Annotated in this window: 13 protein-coding genes; 7 read left to right on the top strand and 6 right to left on the bottom strand. The window is 68.1% G+C overall.

Going from position 1 to position 16,684, the window contains the following annotated elements:
• From AC1RM6_RS28675 to AC1RM6_RS28665, 3 genes are all read right to left on the bottom strand, one after another.
• Window positions 1-1,389: a sensor histidine kinase gene (locus AC1RM6_RS28675; protein WP_493107761.1), complete on the bottom strand. Its 1,389-nt coding sequence runs from the start codon at window positions 1,387-1,389 to the stop codon at window positions 1-3.
• Window positions 1,386-2,108: a response regulator gene (locus AC1RM6_RS28670; protein WP_493107759.1), complete on the bottom strand. Its 723-nt coding sequence runs from the start codon at window positions 2,106-2,108 to the stop codon at window positions 1,386-1,388. The genes AC1RM6_RS28675 and AC1RM6_RS28670 overlap by 4 nt, the downstream gene beginning before the upstream one ends.
• A gap of 187 nt (window positions 2,109-2,295) precedes the next feature.
• Complete coding sequence (locus AC1RM6_RS28665) at window positions 2,296-2,676, bottom strand: RcnB family protein (protein WP_493107757.1); 381 nt, start codon at window positions 2,674-2,676, stop codon at window positions 2,296-2,298.
• A 199-nt stretch (window positions 2,677-2,875) separates the two neighbouring features.
• On the opposite strand from AC1RM6_RS28665, the gene AC1RM6_RS28660 reads away from it, so the two are divergent.
• From AC1RM6_RS28660 to AC1RM6_RS28635, 6 genes are all read left to right on the top strand, one after another.
• Window positions 2,876-4,300 carry an amino acid permease gene (locus tag AC1RM6_RS28660; RefSeq protein WP_493107795.1) on the top strand — a complete coding sequence of 475 codons (1,425 nt, stop codon included), beginning with the start codon at window positions 2,876-2,878 and terminating at the stop codon, window positions 4,298-4,300.
• Complete coding sequence (locus tag AC1RM6_RS28655) at window positions 4,297-5,541, top strand: M24 family metallopeptidase (protein ID WP_493107755.1); 1,245 nt, start codon at window positions 4,297-4,299, stop codon at window positions 5,539-5,541. Before AC1RM6_RS28660 ends, AC1RM6_RS28655 begins: the two co-directional genes overlap by 4 nt.
• A gap of 16 nt (window positions 5,542-5,557) precedes the next feature.
• Window positions 5,558-6,862: a hypothetical protein gene (locus AC1RM6_RS28650; RefSeq protein ID WP_493107753.1), complete on the top strand. Its 1,305-nt coding sequence runs from the start codon at window positions 5,558-5,560 to the stop codon at window positions 6,860-6,862.
• 46 nt (window positions 6,863-6,908) lie between these two features.
• A complete protein-coding gene (locus tag AC1RM6_RS28645) occupies window positions 6,909-7,550 on the top strand; it encodes an alpha/beta hydrolase (RefSeq protein WP_493107751.1) in 642 nt (213 codons plus the stop codon).
• A 37-nt stretch (window positions 7,551-7,587) separates the two neighbouring features.
• Entirely contained in the window at window positions 7,588-8,298 is a 711-nt protein-coding gene (locus AC1RM6_RS28640) for a DUF4230 domain-containing protein (RefSeq protein WP_493107749.1), read from the top strand.
• A 68-nt stretch (window positions 8,299-8,366) separates the two neighbouring features.
• Window positions 8,367-9,686, top strand: coding sequence for a cystathionine gamma-synthase family protein (locus AC1RM6_RS28635; RefSeq protein ID WP_493107747.1), 1,320 nt, complete (start codon window positions 8,367-8,369; stop codon window positions 9,684-9,686).
• 120 nt (window positions 9,687-9,806) lie between these two features.
• Here the strand turns inward: AC1RM6_RS28635 and AC1RM6_RS28630 are convergent, their stop codons facing one another.
• Entirely contained in the window at window positions 9,807-11,435 is a 1,629-nt protein-coding gene (locus AC1RM6_RS28630) for a M28 family metallopeptidase (protein WP_493107745.1), read from the bottom strand.
• A gap of 252 nt (window positions 11,436-11,687) precedes the next feature.
• Between AC1RM6_RS28630 and AC1RM6_RS28625 the strand changes: the two genes are divergently transcribed.
• Window positions 11,688-12,236: a fasciclin domain-containing protein gene (locus AC1RM6_RS28625; RefSeq protein WP_493107743.1), complete on the top strand. Its 549-nt coding sequence runs from the start codon at window positions 11,688-11,690 to the stop codon at window positions 12,234-12,236.
• A 335-nt stretch (window positions 12,237-12,571) separates the two neighbouring features.
• On the opposite strand, the gene AC1RM6_RS28620 is transcribed toward AC1RM6_RS28625, so the two are convergent.
• Window positions 12,572-13,408, bottom strand: a complete 837-nt coding sequence (locus tag AC1RM6_RS28620; protein ID WP_493107741.1) for a TIGR00266 family protein — start codon at window positions 13,406-13,408, stop codon at window positions 12,572-12,574.
• Window positions 13,409-13,494: 86 nt separating this feature from the next.
• A complete protein-coding gene (locus tag AC1RM6_RS28615) occupies window positions 13,495-16,581 on the bottom strand; it encodes an efflux RND transporter permease subunit (protein ID WP_493107739.1) in 3,087 nt (1,028 codons plus the stop codon).
• Window positions 16,582-16,684 lie beyond the last annotated feature (103 nt).

Raw genomic sequence — 16,684 nt, 5'->3', positions numbered from 1 at the left:
CTAAACCGGCAGCCAGACGACCGCCCGCAGTCCGCCCTCCTCGGGCCGCTCCAGCCGCAGCCGCCCGCCATGGCTTTCGACGATGCTGTTGGCGATCGCGAGCCCCAACCCGGTCCCCCCGGTCGCGCGGTTGCGCGACCCCTCGACCCGGTGGAACGGCTTGAGCACCCGTTCGACCTCATCGGCTGGGATGCCCGGGCCATGGTCGGTCACGGCGATCTCGATCCCGCCGGCGACCGGCGCCACTGCCAGTTCGGCATCGCCGCCATATTTGACTGCATTGTCGATCAGGTTGCACAGTGCGCGGCGCAGCAGGTCGGGCTGGACCGACACCACCTGCCGGGGCGACGGCAGCGCGGTCACCGGCTGGCCGAGATCCTCATAATCGTCGGCCAGCGACGCGACCAGTTCGGTCAGGTCGACCGACCGGCTCGCCTCGCGGGCGCGCCCCGACCGGGCGAGCACGAGGATATCCTCGAGCATCGCGGTCATCTCGGCTATCTTGGCGACCGCCGCGACCCGCTCCTCCTCGGGCTCCATCGATTCGATGCGGATGCGCAGCGAGGCGAGCGGGGTACGCAGGTCGTGGCCGATCGCCCCGAGCATATGATCCTTCTCGTCGAGCAGCGACACCACCCGCCGGTTCATCGCGTTGAACGCCGCCATGGCCCGGGCGAGATCGTCGGGACCGCGCGGTTCGAGGATGATCGGGTCCGATCGGCCCTCGAAGCGGTCGGCGGCGCGCTTGAGGTCGCGCAGCGGCCGCGCGATCCGCGCCGCGATCCACACCGCCGCCCCCAGCACGATCAGATAGACGATCAAGGTCGCCGCCCCCAGCCGCACCGCGAGCAGCGGATCGCGCCTCGGCGTCACCATGCGTCCGCTCAGCCAGCCATCGTCGCGTTGGACCGCAAGCCGCAATATCTGGACGTCGTTCGGCCCCGAACCGCGCGCATCGCCGCGCCGGGGATCATTGCCCGGCCCCCGCGGATCGCGGCGGTCGTCGGCGCCCGGGCCGCGCGCCGCGCGGACGGCTTTCGCGGTGACGCCGGCGCGCGTCAGCGCCTGGGTCAGCCGCGCCTCGAGATCCTCGTCGCGCTCGCCGGCTGCGATCCCGCTGTCGGCCTTCGCCGCAAAACGCGCACCGCGAAACGAGCTGTCGGAGATCAGCGCGTCGCGGAACTGCGGCGCGGCATCGGCGACATCGCTGGCAACCTCCGCGAAGCGGGTGATCGCCGGCCCCTCATTCTCGGCGAGGCTCAGCTTCTGGCGTTCGTTGAGGATCAGCGCGAAATTGACGATCTGCGCGATCAGCAGCGCGCCACCGATCAGCAGCGCCATCTGCCCCGCCAGGCTGCGCGGCAGCCAGCGCCGGATAATCGCCGTCATATCTTGCTGACGTCGGCGGCGAGCATATAGCCGCCGCCCCACACCGTCTTGATCAGCTTCGGTTCGGACGGGTCGGCCTCGACCTTGCGGCGCAGCCGGCTGATATGATTGTCGATGCTGCGCTCGAACGCCGCGAGCTCGCGCCCCTGGCTCAGGTCGAGCAGCTGGTCGCGCGTCAGCACCCTTTTGGGATGGGTCACGAAGGCGTGGAGCAGATTATATTCGCCGGTCGACAGCGGCACCGCCACGCCCTGCGCATCGACCAGCTCGCGCTCGCCGGTCTTCAGGATCCAGTCGCCGAACGCGAAGCCCGCGGCGTCGGGGGCATGAACCGGCTGCACCGCCCCGCCCGCGGTCCGGCGCAGCACCGCCTTGATCCGCGCGAGCAGCTCGCGCGGCGAGAAGGGCTTGGTGACATAGTCGTCGGCGCCGATCTCGAGCCCGATGATCCGGTCCATCTCTTCGGTCTTGGCGGTCAGCAGGATCACCGGGGTCGCCGAGGTCGCGCGGATATAGCCAGCCAGAGAGATCCCGTCCTCGCCCGGCATCATGATGTCGAGCAGCACCAGGTCGATCGCGTGCACCGCGAGGATCGCCCGCGCGGCGGCGGCACTGTCGGCCTTGCTGATCCTCAGCCCGTTCTTGCCGAGATAGGCCGCCAGCGGATCGCGGATGTCGCGCTCGTCGTCGACCAGCAGGATGTGGGGTTCGTCAGCCATGCGCGAGAGCCTAGCGGTGGAGAGGGACAAAGCGAAGGGGGCCGAAGCCCCCTCCCTTCTTCTTCGTGATCATTACAAAACCGATTTGGCCAAACTTGATCTGAAATCCGGATCCGCAACGTTGCGGCTCGAACCGAAACGCTGCGGAATCTGGATGCTGATTTTCATCAGCATGACGAACAATGGATCAGTTCAGCGCGCCGGCGATGATCGAGGCGATCACGCCGCTGGTGATGCCGATCAGCACCGCGTCATTGCCCGACTGGACCCAGCGATAGCCGCGCGGGGCGTCACGCAGATGATGCGCGCGGGGCGCCGAAATCACCCGATAGTTGCGGGCATAGCGGGCATCGAAGCGGTCGCCGCGCTTCCAGTTGCGATACTGGACCTTCTGGACCTGGACCTTCTTCACGATCTTGACCTGGGCAGGCCGGCGATCGTCGTAGCGCTGCTCAATCCGGCCGCGGTCGTTGCCATGATTGTCATAGGGTGCGGCCATCGCCGGGGCGGCCAGCATCGAACCACTCATGACCGAGGCGGCCAGCGCTGCGAGAATGAACTTTTTCATCGTCTGTCTCCTGTGTCGACGCCGTGCTTGGCGTTGAGGACAATCTGGCCCCCGCCTGTCGCGGGAGTTTGTCGGCCCCTCCCGAAAATTGTCGCAACTTGTATCAGGCTCGCGGCGGGCTCATTCCGCCGGGCTGGACAATCGCCGCGGCTGCTGTGATTCATCGTGCGAAGACAAGATCATGAAGGGGCATGGCCGGATGGCGGGTTTGAACAGGCGCAAGCCGATCGCGACGGTGGCGTCGGCCGATGCCGAAGGCCGCCGGCTGGTACCGTCGCTGTCCTGGCCGCATCTGATGGCGCTCGGCGTCGGCGCGATCGTCGGCACCGGCATCCTCACCCTGATCGGGGTCGGCGCCGACCGCGCCGGGCCGGCGGTGCTGCTGAGCTTCGCGATCGCCGGCGCGATCTGCGCCTGCGCCGCGCTCGCTTATGCCGAAATGGCGACGATGATGCCGGCCGCCGGCAGCGCCTATACCTACAGCTATGCGGTGCTCGGCGAGATCATCGCCTGGGTGGTCGGCTGGAGCCTGATCCTCGAATATTCGCTGGTGGTCTCGACCGTCGCGGTCGGCTGGTCGGGCTATGCCGCGCCCTTGCTGACCTCGGTCGGCTTTCCGGCCGCGCTCACCCAGGGGCCCGAACTCGGCGGGCTGATCAACCTGCCGGCGGTGTTCATCATCGCGGTGGTCGCAGGCCTGCTGTCGGTGGGCACCCATGAGAGCGCCCGGCTCAACACCATCCTCGTGCTGATCAAGATCGCCACGCTGGCGCTGTTTGTCGCGGTGACGCTGCCCGCCTTCGACGCCGCCAACCTCCACCCGTTCATGCCCAACGGCTTCGCCAAGCATGCGATCACCCTCGCCGACGGCACCACCGTCGAACGCGGGGTGATGGCCGCTGCCGCGATCATCTTCTTCGCCTTCTACGGATTCGACGCGATCTCGACCGCCGCCGAAGAGGCGAAGAATCCCGAGCGCGACCTCTCGATCGGTATCGTCGGTTCGCTGCTGGTCAGCACGCTGATCTATGTGCTGGTCGCCGCCGCCGCGGTCGGCGCGCTGCCCTACACGCGCTTCGCCGACAGCCCCGAGCCGCTCGCCTTGATCCTGCGAGAAATGGGCCAGGGCGGCATCGCCCGGATCGTCGCGATCGCCGCGGTGATCGCGCTGCCGACGGTGATCCTCGGCTTCCTCTACGGCCAGAGCCGGATCTTCCTGGTGATGGCGCGCGACGGCTTCCTGCCGCCCAGCCTCGCCCGCATCTCGAAGCGCGGCACCCCGGTCCGCATCACCATCCTCACCGCGGTGATCGTCTCGGTGCTCGCCGGCGTGCTGCCGATCGACGAGATCGCCGCGCTCGCCAATGCCGGCACCCTGATCGCGTTCATGGCGGTCGGCGCCTGTCTGCTGGTGATGCGCAAGCGCGCGCCCGACATGAAACGGCCGTTCAGGGCACCGCTCGGCTGGCTGGTCGGGCTCGGCGCGATCTTCGGCTGCTTCTATCTGTTCATCAGCCTGCCGACCAAGACGTTGCTGTTCTGCCTGATCTGGACGCTGATCGGGCTGGTCGTCTATTTCGTCTATGGCCGCCGCCACAGCCTGCTCGGAAAGGCCGGCGCATGAACCGTCGCCACTTCCTCGCCGCCACCGGCGTCGCCGGGCTCGCGCTCACCCTTGGCCGCGCCGCCTTCGCCGCGGGCGATTTCGCCGATCTCAAGCCGATGACCGGCGGCGTCAAGCCGATCGGCGTCGCCGAACGCCAGGCGCGGGTGGCGCGGGTGCAGCGGTTCATGCGCGCGGCGGGTATCAGCGCGCTGCTGGTCGAACCGGGCGCCAGCCTGATCTACTTCACCGGCATCGAATGGCACCGCAGCGAACGGCTGACCGCGGCGATCATTCCCGCCGAGGGCGAGATCGGGGTCGTCACCCCCTTCTTCGAGGAACCCTCGGTCCGCGAGACGCTCGCGCTCCCCGCCGAGGTGCGGACCTGGTCCGAGCATGAGAATCCGATGGCGCTGGTCGCCGGCTGGCTGCGCGACCACAAGGCCGACAAGACCGTCGCGATCGAGGAGACGCTGCGCTATTTCATCGTCGACGGGCTGCAGAAGGCGCTGCCCCAGGCGCAGATCGTCTCCGGGGCCAGCGTCGTGCGCGGCTGCCGGATGATCAAGTCGCCCGCCGAGATCGCGCTGATGCAGACCGCGAGCGACGTCACCATCGCCGCCTACCGCCACACCGCCAAGCGGATCGAACGCGGCATGACCCCGAAGGACATCGGCGCGATCATGAACGGCGCCACCGCCGCGCTCGGCGGCAGCCCCGAATTCGCGCTGATCCTGCTCGGCGAGGCGAGCGCCTATCCGCACGGATCGGGCAAGCCGCAGATGGTCCGCGACGGCGAGGTCGTGCTGATGGACTGCGGCTGCACCGTCGAAGGCTATCAGTCGGACATCTCGCGCAGCTTCGTGTTCGGCGAGGCGACCAAGCGCGAACGCGAGGTCTGGGACCAGATGCACCGCGGTCAGCAGATCGCCTTCGAGGCGGCCAAACTCGGGGCCGCGGCGGGCAGCATCGACGATGCGGTGCGCGGCTATTACCAGACGCTCGGCTATGGCCCCGGCTACAAGCTGCCCGGCACCTCGCACCGCACCGGCCATGGCATCGGCCTCGACGGGCATGAGCCGGTCAACCTCGTCCATGGCGAGACCACCCGCCTCGCCGCCGGCATGTGCTTCTCGAACGAGCCCGGCATCTACATCCCTGGCAGCTTCGGCATCCGCCTCGAGGATTGTTTCCACATGACCGAGAGCGGCCCGAAATGGTTCTCGAACCCGCCGCCCTCGATCGACCGGCCGTTCGACTGAGATCCGGTACCGCCCGATGACCGCCCCCTTCGACACCGTGCGCGGCGACGCGACCGGCCTCGACATCCCCGCCCATGCCGAGGCGCTGCGCGCCGCCGGCACCGACTTCCTGACCCGCGCCTTCCGCGCGTTCGGGTCGATGGCCGCCGACAACCGGGTAGTCGCGATCACCCGCTTCGACGATTGCCCGGGCGGCAGCACCGGCGCCAAGCTGTTCCTGACGGTCGACTATGCCCGCGCCGAGCCCGGGCTGCCGACCGAGCTGTTCGTCAAATTCTCGCGCGATTTCACCGACCCGCGCCGCGACCATCAGCGCGGCGAGATGGAATCGGAGGCGCGCTTCGCGGCGCTGTCGCGGCTGCCGGGCTTTCCGATCGAGGTGCCGGTCGCCTGCTTCGCCGACTATCATCATGACAGCGGCACCGGCCTCGTGATCACCGAGCGGATCGGCTTCGGCGAGGGCGAGGGCGCGATCGAGCCGCACCGCCGCAAATGCCTCGACCATCTCACCCTCGACGATCCGCTGCCGCATTATCGCGCGATCGTCACCGGGCTCGCCCGGCTCGCCGGCGCGCACAAGGCCGGCCGGCTCGCCGCCGACATCGACACGCGCTTCCCGCCCGACCCGGCCACGCTGTCGAGCGACCCGATCCGCTATAGCGAAGACCAGCTGCGCGACGCGCTCGCCGCCTGCGCCGATTTCGCCGCGCGCGCGCCGCAGCTGCTCCCGCCCGAGGTCCGCTCGCCCGAATTTTTCGCGCGGATCGAGCGCGACGCGCTGCGCGTCCGCGCCCATGAGGCCGACATCCAGGCCTATCTGCGCGGCAATCCCGATCTGATCGCGCTGTGCCACTGGAACGCGCATATCGACAATGGCTGGTTCCGGCGCGACGCAGCCGGCGCGCTCCATTGCGGACTGATCGACTGGGGCCGGGTCGGCCAGATCAGCTTCGGCTCGGCGCTGTGGGGCGGGCTCAGCGCCGCCCACCATGCGATCTGGGACGATCATCTGGACGAACTGCTCGCGCTGTTCGCCGCCGAATATCATGCCCAGGGCGGCCCTCTCGTCACCCCCGACGAATTGCTGCTCCACCTGACCCTCCACATGGCGACGATGGGGGTCGCCCGGCTGTTCGCCTTTCCCGAGGTGATCCTTTTCCGCCTGCCCGAGGCGGTGCACGCCTCGGGCCCGCACGACCCGATGTTCCTGCCGGTCGATCCCGCGCGCAACTGCCTCCATATCTACACGGTGTTCCTGAAGTTCTGGCAGTCGCACGATGTCGGTGCCGCGCTCGACCGGCTGCTCGCCCGCACGGCCTGACGATCGCCCCCTTTCGCTTCGCGCCGATCGACCGCATATGCCGGTCATGACCATCGATGGACCGCGCCTGCCCGCGCTTTCAGGCACCACCCGCCAACTCGTCATCCTCGTCCATGGCTATGGATCGGACGGCCAGGACCTCATCTCGCTCGCGCCGATGTGGCGGGCGGGCCTGCCCGATGCCGCCTTCGTCGCCCCCAATGCGCCGATGCGGCTGCCGGGCGCCGGCTATCAATGGTGGCCGCTCGGCGGCTTCTCCGCCAATGAGCGCGAGGTCGGGGTGGTCGCGGCGGCCCCTGCACTCGACGCCTTCATCGATGCCGAACTGGCGCGTACCGGCCTGGGCGAGGAGGATCTGCTGCTGGTCGGCTTCAGCCAGGGCACGATGCTGTCGCTCCATGTCGCCCCGCGCCGCGCGAAGCCGGTCGCCGGGGTGATCGGCTATTCGGGAATGCTGATCGCTCCCGAACGGCTCGACACCGAGCTGCAGAGCAAGCCGCCGGTGCTGCTCGTCCATGGCTCGGCCGACGAGATCGTCCCCGCCCGCGCGCTGCCGCTCGCCGAACAGGCGCTGGCCGCGCGCGGCTTCGCGGTCGAAAGCCACCTCTCGCCCGGACTCGGCCATGGCATCGACCAGCCCGGCCTCGCCAAGGGCCTCGATTTCGCGAAGCGGGTGCTGCGCGCCTGACCTTCAAAAAGCGGCGCATGTCCCCCACATGCGCTCCATGACCCGCCGCCTCCTGACCCTCCTGCTCGCCGCGAGCCTGTTCGCGGCGATCCTCTTCGCCGGGCTGTGGTGGTTCGGCCGCGCGATCGACCGCACCGTCAACCCGCCGCCCGAGACGATCGTCTCGGCCAGCCTCGAGGGGCTGCGCGAACAGAACCGGCTCTCGGCATTCGTCGCCTCCTATGTCGCGGTGGTCACCTCGACCCAGTCGCGCTTCGGCCTGTCGACCGCCAAGACCCTGATCATGCCCGGCCTCGTCCGCTACGAGGTCGACATGGCGCGGCTCCAGCCCGGCGACGTCCGCTGGGACGGCCAGGCGCGCCAGCTGTTCGTCACCTTGCCCCCGGTCGAACTGGTCGGGCCGCAGGTCGATCTCACCCGGATCCGCGAATATGGCAGCGGCGGGCTGCTGGTGCGGCTGACCGATATCGAAAAGACCCTCGACCAGACCAACCGCAAGGCCGGCCAGATCGAGCTGCTCCGCCAGGCGCGCGCGCCGGTGCCGATGGCGCTCGCCAAGGACGCCACCCGCCGCGCGGTCGAGCGCAGCTTCGCGCTGCCGCTGCGCGCCACCGGCATCGACGCCACCGTCCGCGTCCGCTTCCCCGACGAACCCGATTTTCCGAAGACCGCGACGCCGGAATTCATCGACCATTCGCGGTCGCTGCAGGACGTCTACGCCACGGGGAATGGCAGCACGGCGCGATAAGCGACTGGACCCCGGACGATCGCCAGGCGTAGATAGTTTCAATAGAAACCAGTTTTACGGAGAGCATGATGGCCGAAGATGCGAACCAGAACGAGGCCGAACTCACCGGCACCACCCGCCGGCGCCGCCCCAAACCCGAGGTTCGCGAGGTCGGCGGGCGCCGGCTCCAGCCGTCGACGCTGATGATGGGCCATGGCTATGATTCGACCCTGTCCGAAGGGTCGCTCAAGCCGCCGATCTTCCTGACCTCGACCTTCGTGTTCGAGAATGCCGCCGCCGGCAAACGCTTCTTCGAGGGGGTGACCGGCAAGCGCCCGGGCGGCGCCGAGGGCCTCGTCTATTCGCGCTTCAACGGCCCCGACCAGGAAATCTTGGAGGACCGGCTCGCGATCTGGGAGGATGCCGAGGATTCGCTCACCTTCTCCTCGGGCATGTCGGCGATCGCGACCACCCTGCTCGCTCTGGCCTCGCCCGGCGACGTCATCGTCCATTCGGCGCCGCTCTATGCCGCGACCGAGGGGCTGATCGGCAAGATCCTCGGCCGCTTCGGGGTCACCTGGCTCGACTTCCCGGCGGGTGCCACCCGCGAGGAGATCGACGCGGTGATGGCCAAGGCCGGCGCGCAGGGCCGGATCGCGATGATCTACCTCGAAAGCCCCGCCAACCCGACCAACGCGCTGGTCGATATCGAGGCGGTCCGCGACGCGCGCGACGCGCTGCCCGGCGACACCCGCCCGCCGATCGTCATGGACAACACCTTCCTCGGGCCGCTGTGGCAGCAGCCGCTGCGCCATGGCGCCGACCTCGTCCTCTACAGCCTGACCAAATATGTCGGCGGCCATTCGGATCTCGTCGCCGGCGCCGCGGTCGGCGCCAAGGCGATGATCGATCCGATCCGGGCGATGCGCAACACCATCGGCACGATCACCGATCCGCACACCGCCTGGATGCTGCTGCGCAGCCTCGAGACGCTCGAGTTGCGCATGACCCGCGCCGGCGAGAATGCCGCCAAGGTCTGCGCCTATCTGCGCGGCCATCCCAAGGTCGACCGGGTCGCCTATCTCGGCTTCCTCGAACTCGGCAGCCGCCAGGCCGATATTTTCGACCGCCATTGCTCGGGCGCGGGATCGACCTTCTCGCTCTACCTCAAAGGCGGCGAGCGCGAGGCCTTCGCCTTTCTCGACGCGCTCAAGATCGCCAAGCTCGCGGTCAGCCTCGGCGGCACCGAGACGCTGGCCAGCCACCCTGCCGGCATGACCCATCTCTCGGTCCCCGACGAGCGCAAGAAGGCGCTCGACATCGGCGACAATCTCGTCCGCATCTCGATCGGCGTCGAGGATGCCGACGACTTGATCGCCGACTTCAAACAGGCGCTCGAAGCGATCTGAAGGAGCTCCGCACCAACATAACCACCGTTCGTGTCGAGCGAAGTCGAGACACCTGACGCAACGTCGCACAGGGTGTCGCGACTGCGCTCGACACGAACGGAAGGTGGGTGCCGCTATTTCCTACTTCCGAGCCGCCGCGCTCTCCGCCCGGATCGCCTTGAACTCCGACCCCGCCCGCCAGTCGGGCCAGCGCGTCGAATTGGCGAGCCCCAGCCCGAGCTCATAGGCGAGCGCGGTGTCCTGCGCCGCGCCGCGCAGATCCCAGCTCGCGTCCCACAGGTCGCAGGTCTGGTGATAGCAGGCCATATAATCCTTGAGCCACGCCGCGCCGCCGGCCCTGCCGCCCGCGACCAGGTCGGGCTCGCCGCCCAGCGCCATCAGCAGGATCGACGGCACCCCGCGCCGCGCGACCGAGAAATGGTCGGCGCGGTAGAACAGCCCGCGCTCGGGCAGCGTCTCGGGGGTGATCGTGCGGCCTTGCGCCTTGGCCAGCCGCGCCAGATCGTCCTCGAGATCGCTCTGGCCGTCGCCGACCAGGATCACGTCGCGCGCCGGCCCCGCGGTCTGGAGCACGTCGAGGGTGATGTTGGCGACGGTCTTGGCCAGCGGATAGACCGGGTCGGTCGCATAGGCCTCCGACCCGAGCAGCCCGCGCTCCTCGCCGGTCCACAGCCCGAACACCACGCTGCGCGCGGGCTTCGGCCCCTTGGCCATCCCCTTGGCGATCTCGATCAGCCCGGCGACGCCGAGCCCGTCGTCATTGGCGCCCGGGCGGATCGTCCGCCCCTGCGCGTCGGGCGCACCGACGCCGTAGGCATCCCAGTGCGCGCCGTACATCACCACCTCGTCGGGCCGTTTCGCGCCTGTGATCTTCGCCAGCACATTATGGCTCTGCACCACCTCATGGCTGACCGGCAGGTCGGCATCGAGGCTGAGCCCCGTCATCGCCACCGGGCGGAAGTCGCTCCGGCGCGCGCTCGCACGCAACGCCGCGAGGTCGAGCCCGGCGCGCTTGAACAGCGCGTCGGCCGCGGCCCCCTCGATCCAGCCCTGCATCAGGATGCGGCTGGTCGGATCCTTGCGGACGATGTCGTAATTCTCGCCCCCCGGCGCCACCACCGTGTTCCAGCCATAGCCAGCACCGGGCGTGTCATGGACGATCAGCGCCGCGATCGCCCCGCGCCGCGCCGCTTCCTCATATTTATAGACCCAGCGGCCATAGAAGGTCATCCGCTTGCCGCCGAATTTGCCGACGGCATCGTCGCCGGGCCCCGCCTCGAAATCGGGGTCGTTGACCAGCATCACCGCGACCTTGCCCTTGAGATCCTGGCCCTTGAAATCGTCCCATTGCCGCTCGGGCGCGGTCACGCCATAGCCGACGAAGACCAGCGGCGCCTTGGCGATCGCGATCCGGTCGACCGGGCGCACCGTGCTGACATAGACGTCGCGGCCGATCGCCAGGCTGTCGCCCGACACCGCGATGCTGCCGCCCTTGCCGATCTGGGTGCGCACCAGCGGCACCGTCTGGGTCCAGCTGCCGTCGCGGCCGCCCGGCTGCAGCCCCAGCGCCTTGAAGCGGCCGACCAGATAGTCGATCGTCGGGGTCTCGCCAGCCCCGCCCGGCGCGCGGCCCGCGAACGGCTCGGAGGCAAGCGCCTTGACCGTCGCCGACATCGCCGCCGGGTCGATCGTCGTCGCGGCCGATGCCGTGCCCGACAGCAGCGCAAATCCCAGCAGCCAGCCACGCATCGTCACATCTCCATCGATTGGGGAAGCGCGCCCTATCATGGTGCCGGCCGTCCGCCGAAGCCTTTTCATCACGGCTGCCATCCGCGGATCGGCATCGCCCGAAACCACAATAAAATCCGGGGATTCACGATAGCGTCACACTATTTCCCACAAAAAATATCATGCTGGCAAAGTCGGCTGCATCCTTAACGAAGTCGTACCCGTATCTCCGGATGCATCACGACATGAAGATGCTTGAGAGGAACGAGACTCATGACGAAGCTGAATCTGCGCGCTGCTGCGGCGGCGATGGCACTCCTGTGCGCGCCGGCGATCGCGACCGCCAATCCGATGGTCGGCGGTGCCGCGATGTACCCGACCAAGACGATCGTCGACAATGCCGTCAATTCGAAGGATCACACCACCCTGGTCGCCGCGGTGAAGGCCGCCGATCTCGTCGGCACGCTGTCGGGCCCCGGCCCGTTCACCGTCTTCGCCCCGACCAACGCCGCCTTCGGCAAGCTTCCCGCCGGCACCGTCGAGACGCTGGTCAAGCCCGAGAACAAGGCGACGCTGACCACGATCCTCACCTATCATGTCGTCTCCGGCCGGATGACCTCGGCCGACATCGCCAAGGCCATCAAGGCGGGCGGCGGCAAGGCGACCCTCACCACCGTCCAGGGCGAGCCGCTCACTGCCTGGATGAAGGGCGGCAAGCTCGTCCTCACCGATGCCAAGGGCGGCAATTCGACGGTAACGATCAAGGACGTGATCCAGTCGAACGGCGTGATCCACGTCGTCGATACGGTGCTGATGCCCTAACCGGCGGCACCGCCTCACCTCCACCCGACCTGTCCCGTGTTGCTTTGGGGATGGCCGGGTGGGGGACCAGGCCGACATATCGAGGTTCGGGCCACTCCGGCCCGTTCAGGCCGCCACGCGCATCGCCCCTGCACGTGGCGGCCTTTTCCTTCTCACCATCAGATCGAGGAAGCGAACCAACGGAGGCGCAGCCTCCGCAAGGCCGAACGGCCGCCCGAGCTTATTGCGAGGAAGCCCAGGGACGCGGATGCGGCCCGCCCGGCGTTTGAGGGCTCAAACAAAGGCCCGCACCGGAAGCGAAGGAGGGCGCCATTTGCAGCCCGGCATGACACAAATCAGTTGTTGCCGCCGATGAAGTCGCCCAGGCCTCCAAGCACCGATCCCTCGCCGCGATTCTGGCCGCCCCGGCTCCCCGCCGCCGCCAGCATCCGCCCGGCCAGCCGCGAGAAGGGCAGCGACTGGATCCACACCTTGCCCGGCCCGCGCAGCCGCGCGAAGAACAGCCCCTCGCCGCCGAACAGCACGCTGCGCACCCCGCCCGCGGTGATCAGGTCGAAATCGACGCTCGGGGTGAAGGCGGCGATGCAGCCGGTGTCGACATGCAGTTCCTCGCCCGGCGCCAGCTCGCGCTCGACGACGGTGCCGCCCATCTGCACGAACACCCAGCCGTCGCCGTCGAGCTTCTGCATGATGAAGCCTTCGCCGCCGAACAGCCCGGTCATGATCTTGCGCTGGAAATGGACCCCGATCGCGACGCCCTTGGCGGCGGCGAGGAAACTGTCCTTCTGGCAGATCAGCTGCCCGCCGAGGTCGGACAGTTTCAGCGGCAGGATCGCGCCGGGGGTCGGCGAGGCGAAGGCGACCCGCGCCTTGCCGCGGCCCTCATGGGTGAAGACGGTGGTGAACAGGCTCTCGCCGGTGATCAGCCTCTTGCCCGCACCGAGCAGCTTGCCCATGAAGCCGCCATCGGCGCCGCCGCTGCCGTCGCCGAAGACCGTCGTCATCGTGATCGCGGCGTCCTTCCACACCAGCGCTCCGGCCTCGGCCACCGCGCTCTCGCCGGGATCGAGTTCGATCTCGACGAACTGCAGTTCCTGGCCCTTGATCTCGAAGTCGATATCGTCGGCGGCGCCGCTGCTCTTGTGATGCTGCCACGGGCTCTGGATCGGCATGGTCGAACTCCTTGCGAAAACTGGCCGATGCTTAACGTGGACCGGCGGCTCCTGAGAAGCCGTCCTGTCCCGGCGCTGTCACAAAGCTATTCGGCCGGCTTGGGCAGCGCGTGGGGCTCGTCGTTGACCAGCATCCGCGCCAGCCGCGGCCCCATCCATTTCTCCATGTCGTCGGCCAGCGTGAACGCCGCGGGCACGATCACCAGCGTCAGCAGCGTCGACAGGCTGAGCCCGCCGATCACGCACAGCGCCATCGGCGTGCGGAAGGCGCCGTCGCCCGACAGGCCCAGCGCGCTCGGCACCATGCCGGCGATCATCGCCACCGTCGTCATCACGATCGGCTGGGCGCGCTTGTGCGCGGCCTCGAGGATCGCATCGAAACGGTTCGCCCCAGCGCGCATCTCCTCGATCGCGAAGTCGATCAGCAGGATCGAATTCTTGGCGACGATCCCGAACAGCATCAGCAGCCCGATATAGACCGGCATCGAGATCGGCAGCCCGGCGATCTTGAGCGCCAATATCCCGCCCAGCGGCGCCAGCAGCAGCGAGCCCATGTTGACGAACGGCGGCAACACCCGGCGATAGAGCAGCACCAGCACCGCGAACACCAGCAATATCCCCGACAGCGCGGCGATGAAGAAGCCCGACACCAGCTCCTGCTGGACCTCGCGCTCGCCATATTCGACGCGGTGGATCCCGGCCGGCAGGTCGCGCATCGCCGGCGTCGCATAGATCGCCTTATAGGCTTCGCCGCTGATCACCCCCGGGGGCAGGTCGGCGGTGACCACCAGCCGGCGGACCTGGTTGTAACGGCGGATCTGCGACGGCCCCGCGCCGAACCGGATGTCGGCGACGACCTTGAGCGGCACGCTGCCGCCGAAGCTGGTCGCGACCGGCATGTTCTGGATGGTGGCGAGGTCGCGCCGCGACGCCTCGCTCAACGACACCCTGATCGGGATCTGCCGGTCGCTGAGCGAGAATTTCGCCATATTCTGCTCGATATCGCCCAGCGTCGCGATCCGGATCGCCTGGCTGAGCGCGGCGGTGGTGACCCCCAGGTCGGCGGCGATGTCGAGCCGCGGCTTGATCAGCAGTTCGGGCCGCTGGATCTCGCCCTCGATGCGCGGGTCGCGGATCAGCGGATGGCCGCGGATCTGGTCGAGCAACGCGCGCCCGCTGGCCTCGAGCTGGTCGGGGTCGTCGCCGGCCAGCATGATCGTCAGGTCGCGCCCGGTCCCGCCCGCCTGCGACTGGAAGTTGATCCGCGCGTCGGGAATCGCCTGGAGCAGCGGCGCCATCGCCCGCTCGAATTCGCTGCTGGTGCGATCGCGCTGATCATAGGGTTTCAGGCTGATATAGAGCGATGTCAGCCGCGGGTCGTTGTCGCCGATGTCGGCGAAGATCTTGTCGACCTCGGGTTGCCCGGCGAGGATCGCGATCGCCTTGTCGGCGACCGCCTTGCTGTCGCGCACCCTGACCCCGGGCGCGAGCTCGATCTTCACCACCGCGGTGTCGGTGTTGCGCGCCGGCTGGAATTCCTGCGGGGTCGTCGCGAACAGGAATATCGTCGCGACGAAGCAGCCGACGCCGATCAGGATCGTCTTCCAGCGATGGCTGAGCGACCAGGACAGCAGCGCGATATAGCGCCGCATCAGCCAGCCGTCATGGACATGTTCGGGGCCATCGGCGCGCAGGAAATAGGCGGCGATCATCGGCGTGATCAGCCGCGCCACCGCCAGGCTCACCAGCACCGCAACCGCGACCGTCAGCCCGAACTGCTTGAAGAACTGGCCGGCGATGCCGGGCATGAACGACACCGGCAGGAACACCGCGACGATCGCCATCGTCGTCGCCACCACCGCCAGCCCGATCTCGTCGGCGGCGTCCATCGACGCCTGATAGGCGGTCTTGCCCATGCGGATATGGCGAACGATATTCTCGATCTCGACGATCGCATCGTCGACCAGCACGCCCGCGACCAGGCTCAGCGCCAGCAGCGAGATCGAATTGAGCGTGAAGCCCATCAGGTCCATGAACCAGAAGGTCGGGATCGCCGACAGCGGGATCGCCAGCGCCGAGATCGCGGTCGCCCGCCAGTCGCGCAGGAACAGGAAGACCACCACTACCGCCAGCACCGCGCCGTCGATCATCGAATGGATCGCGGCATGATAGCTGCGCTTGGTGTAGGTGACGCCGTTGTAGATCAGCCCGAAATGGACCCGCGGATTTTCGCGCTCGATCTCGGCGACGATCTTCGCGGCCTGGTCGAACACCTTGACGTCCGACGATCCCTTGGCCTTCTGCAGACCGAACGACAGCACCTGGCGGCCGCCCATCTCGGAGATGTTGCGCTGTTCGGCATAGGCGTCGCGAACCGTGGCGATGTCGGACAGGCGGACCGTGCGCCCCATCCCCGTCGAGGTCATGCCCATCGAGATCTGGGTCTCGCCGAGCTGATAGGCGGTGCGGGCATTGCCGAGCACGCGCACCGACTGTTCGGCGCCCGCCACTTCGGCACGGCCGCCGGCGGCGTTGAGGTTGACCCGGCGCAGCACGTCGTTGACCTGGCTCGCGGTCACCCCCTGCGCCTGCATCCGCGCGGGATCGAGGATCACCCGGATCTCGCGGCTGACGCCGCCGCCGCGGAACACCCCGGCCATGCCATTGATCGACAGCAGCCGCTTGATCACGGTGTTGTCGACGAACCAGCTCAGCTGCTCGAGCGTCATGTCGACGCTCTCGACCGAATAATAGGCGATCGGCCCGCCATCGACGTCGATGCGCTGGACCTGCGGCTCGAGAATGCCCTCGGGCAGGTCCGACCGGATCTTGGCGACCGCGTCGCGGACGTCGTTGACCGCGCGGTCGACCGGGGTGCCGAGCTGGAACTCGACGAAGGTCGCGCTCGACCCTTCCGACACCGTCGACGAGATCGATTTCACATTGCCGACCGACGCCAGCGACGCCTCGATCTTGCGGGTGACCTGGGTCTCGAGCTCGGGCGGGGCGGCGCCCGGCTGGCTCACCGTCACCTGCGCGCCCGGGAAGCTGATGTCGGGCATCTGGTTGATGTCCATCCGGCCGAAGCTGATGATCCCGGCCAGCATCAGCCCGACGAACAGCACGATCGGCGGCAGTGGATTACGGATCGCCCAGGCCGAAATATTCTTCACTAAACTTGTCCCCAGCGCCGCCGCATCTTCCCATCGCGTAATGATGATTATCGGGCGTGGCCGTCGCAAAGGCAAGATTTTGCTGCAGCACAGCAGAGCTTAC

It is taken from the genome of Rhizorhabdus sp. GW822-FHT03C02 (assembly GCF_058801765.1).
The sequence above is the reverse complement of the archived record's forward strand: the minus strand, read 5'-3'. Positions and strand labels throughout refer to the sequence as shown.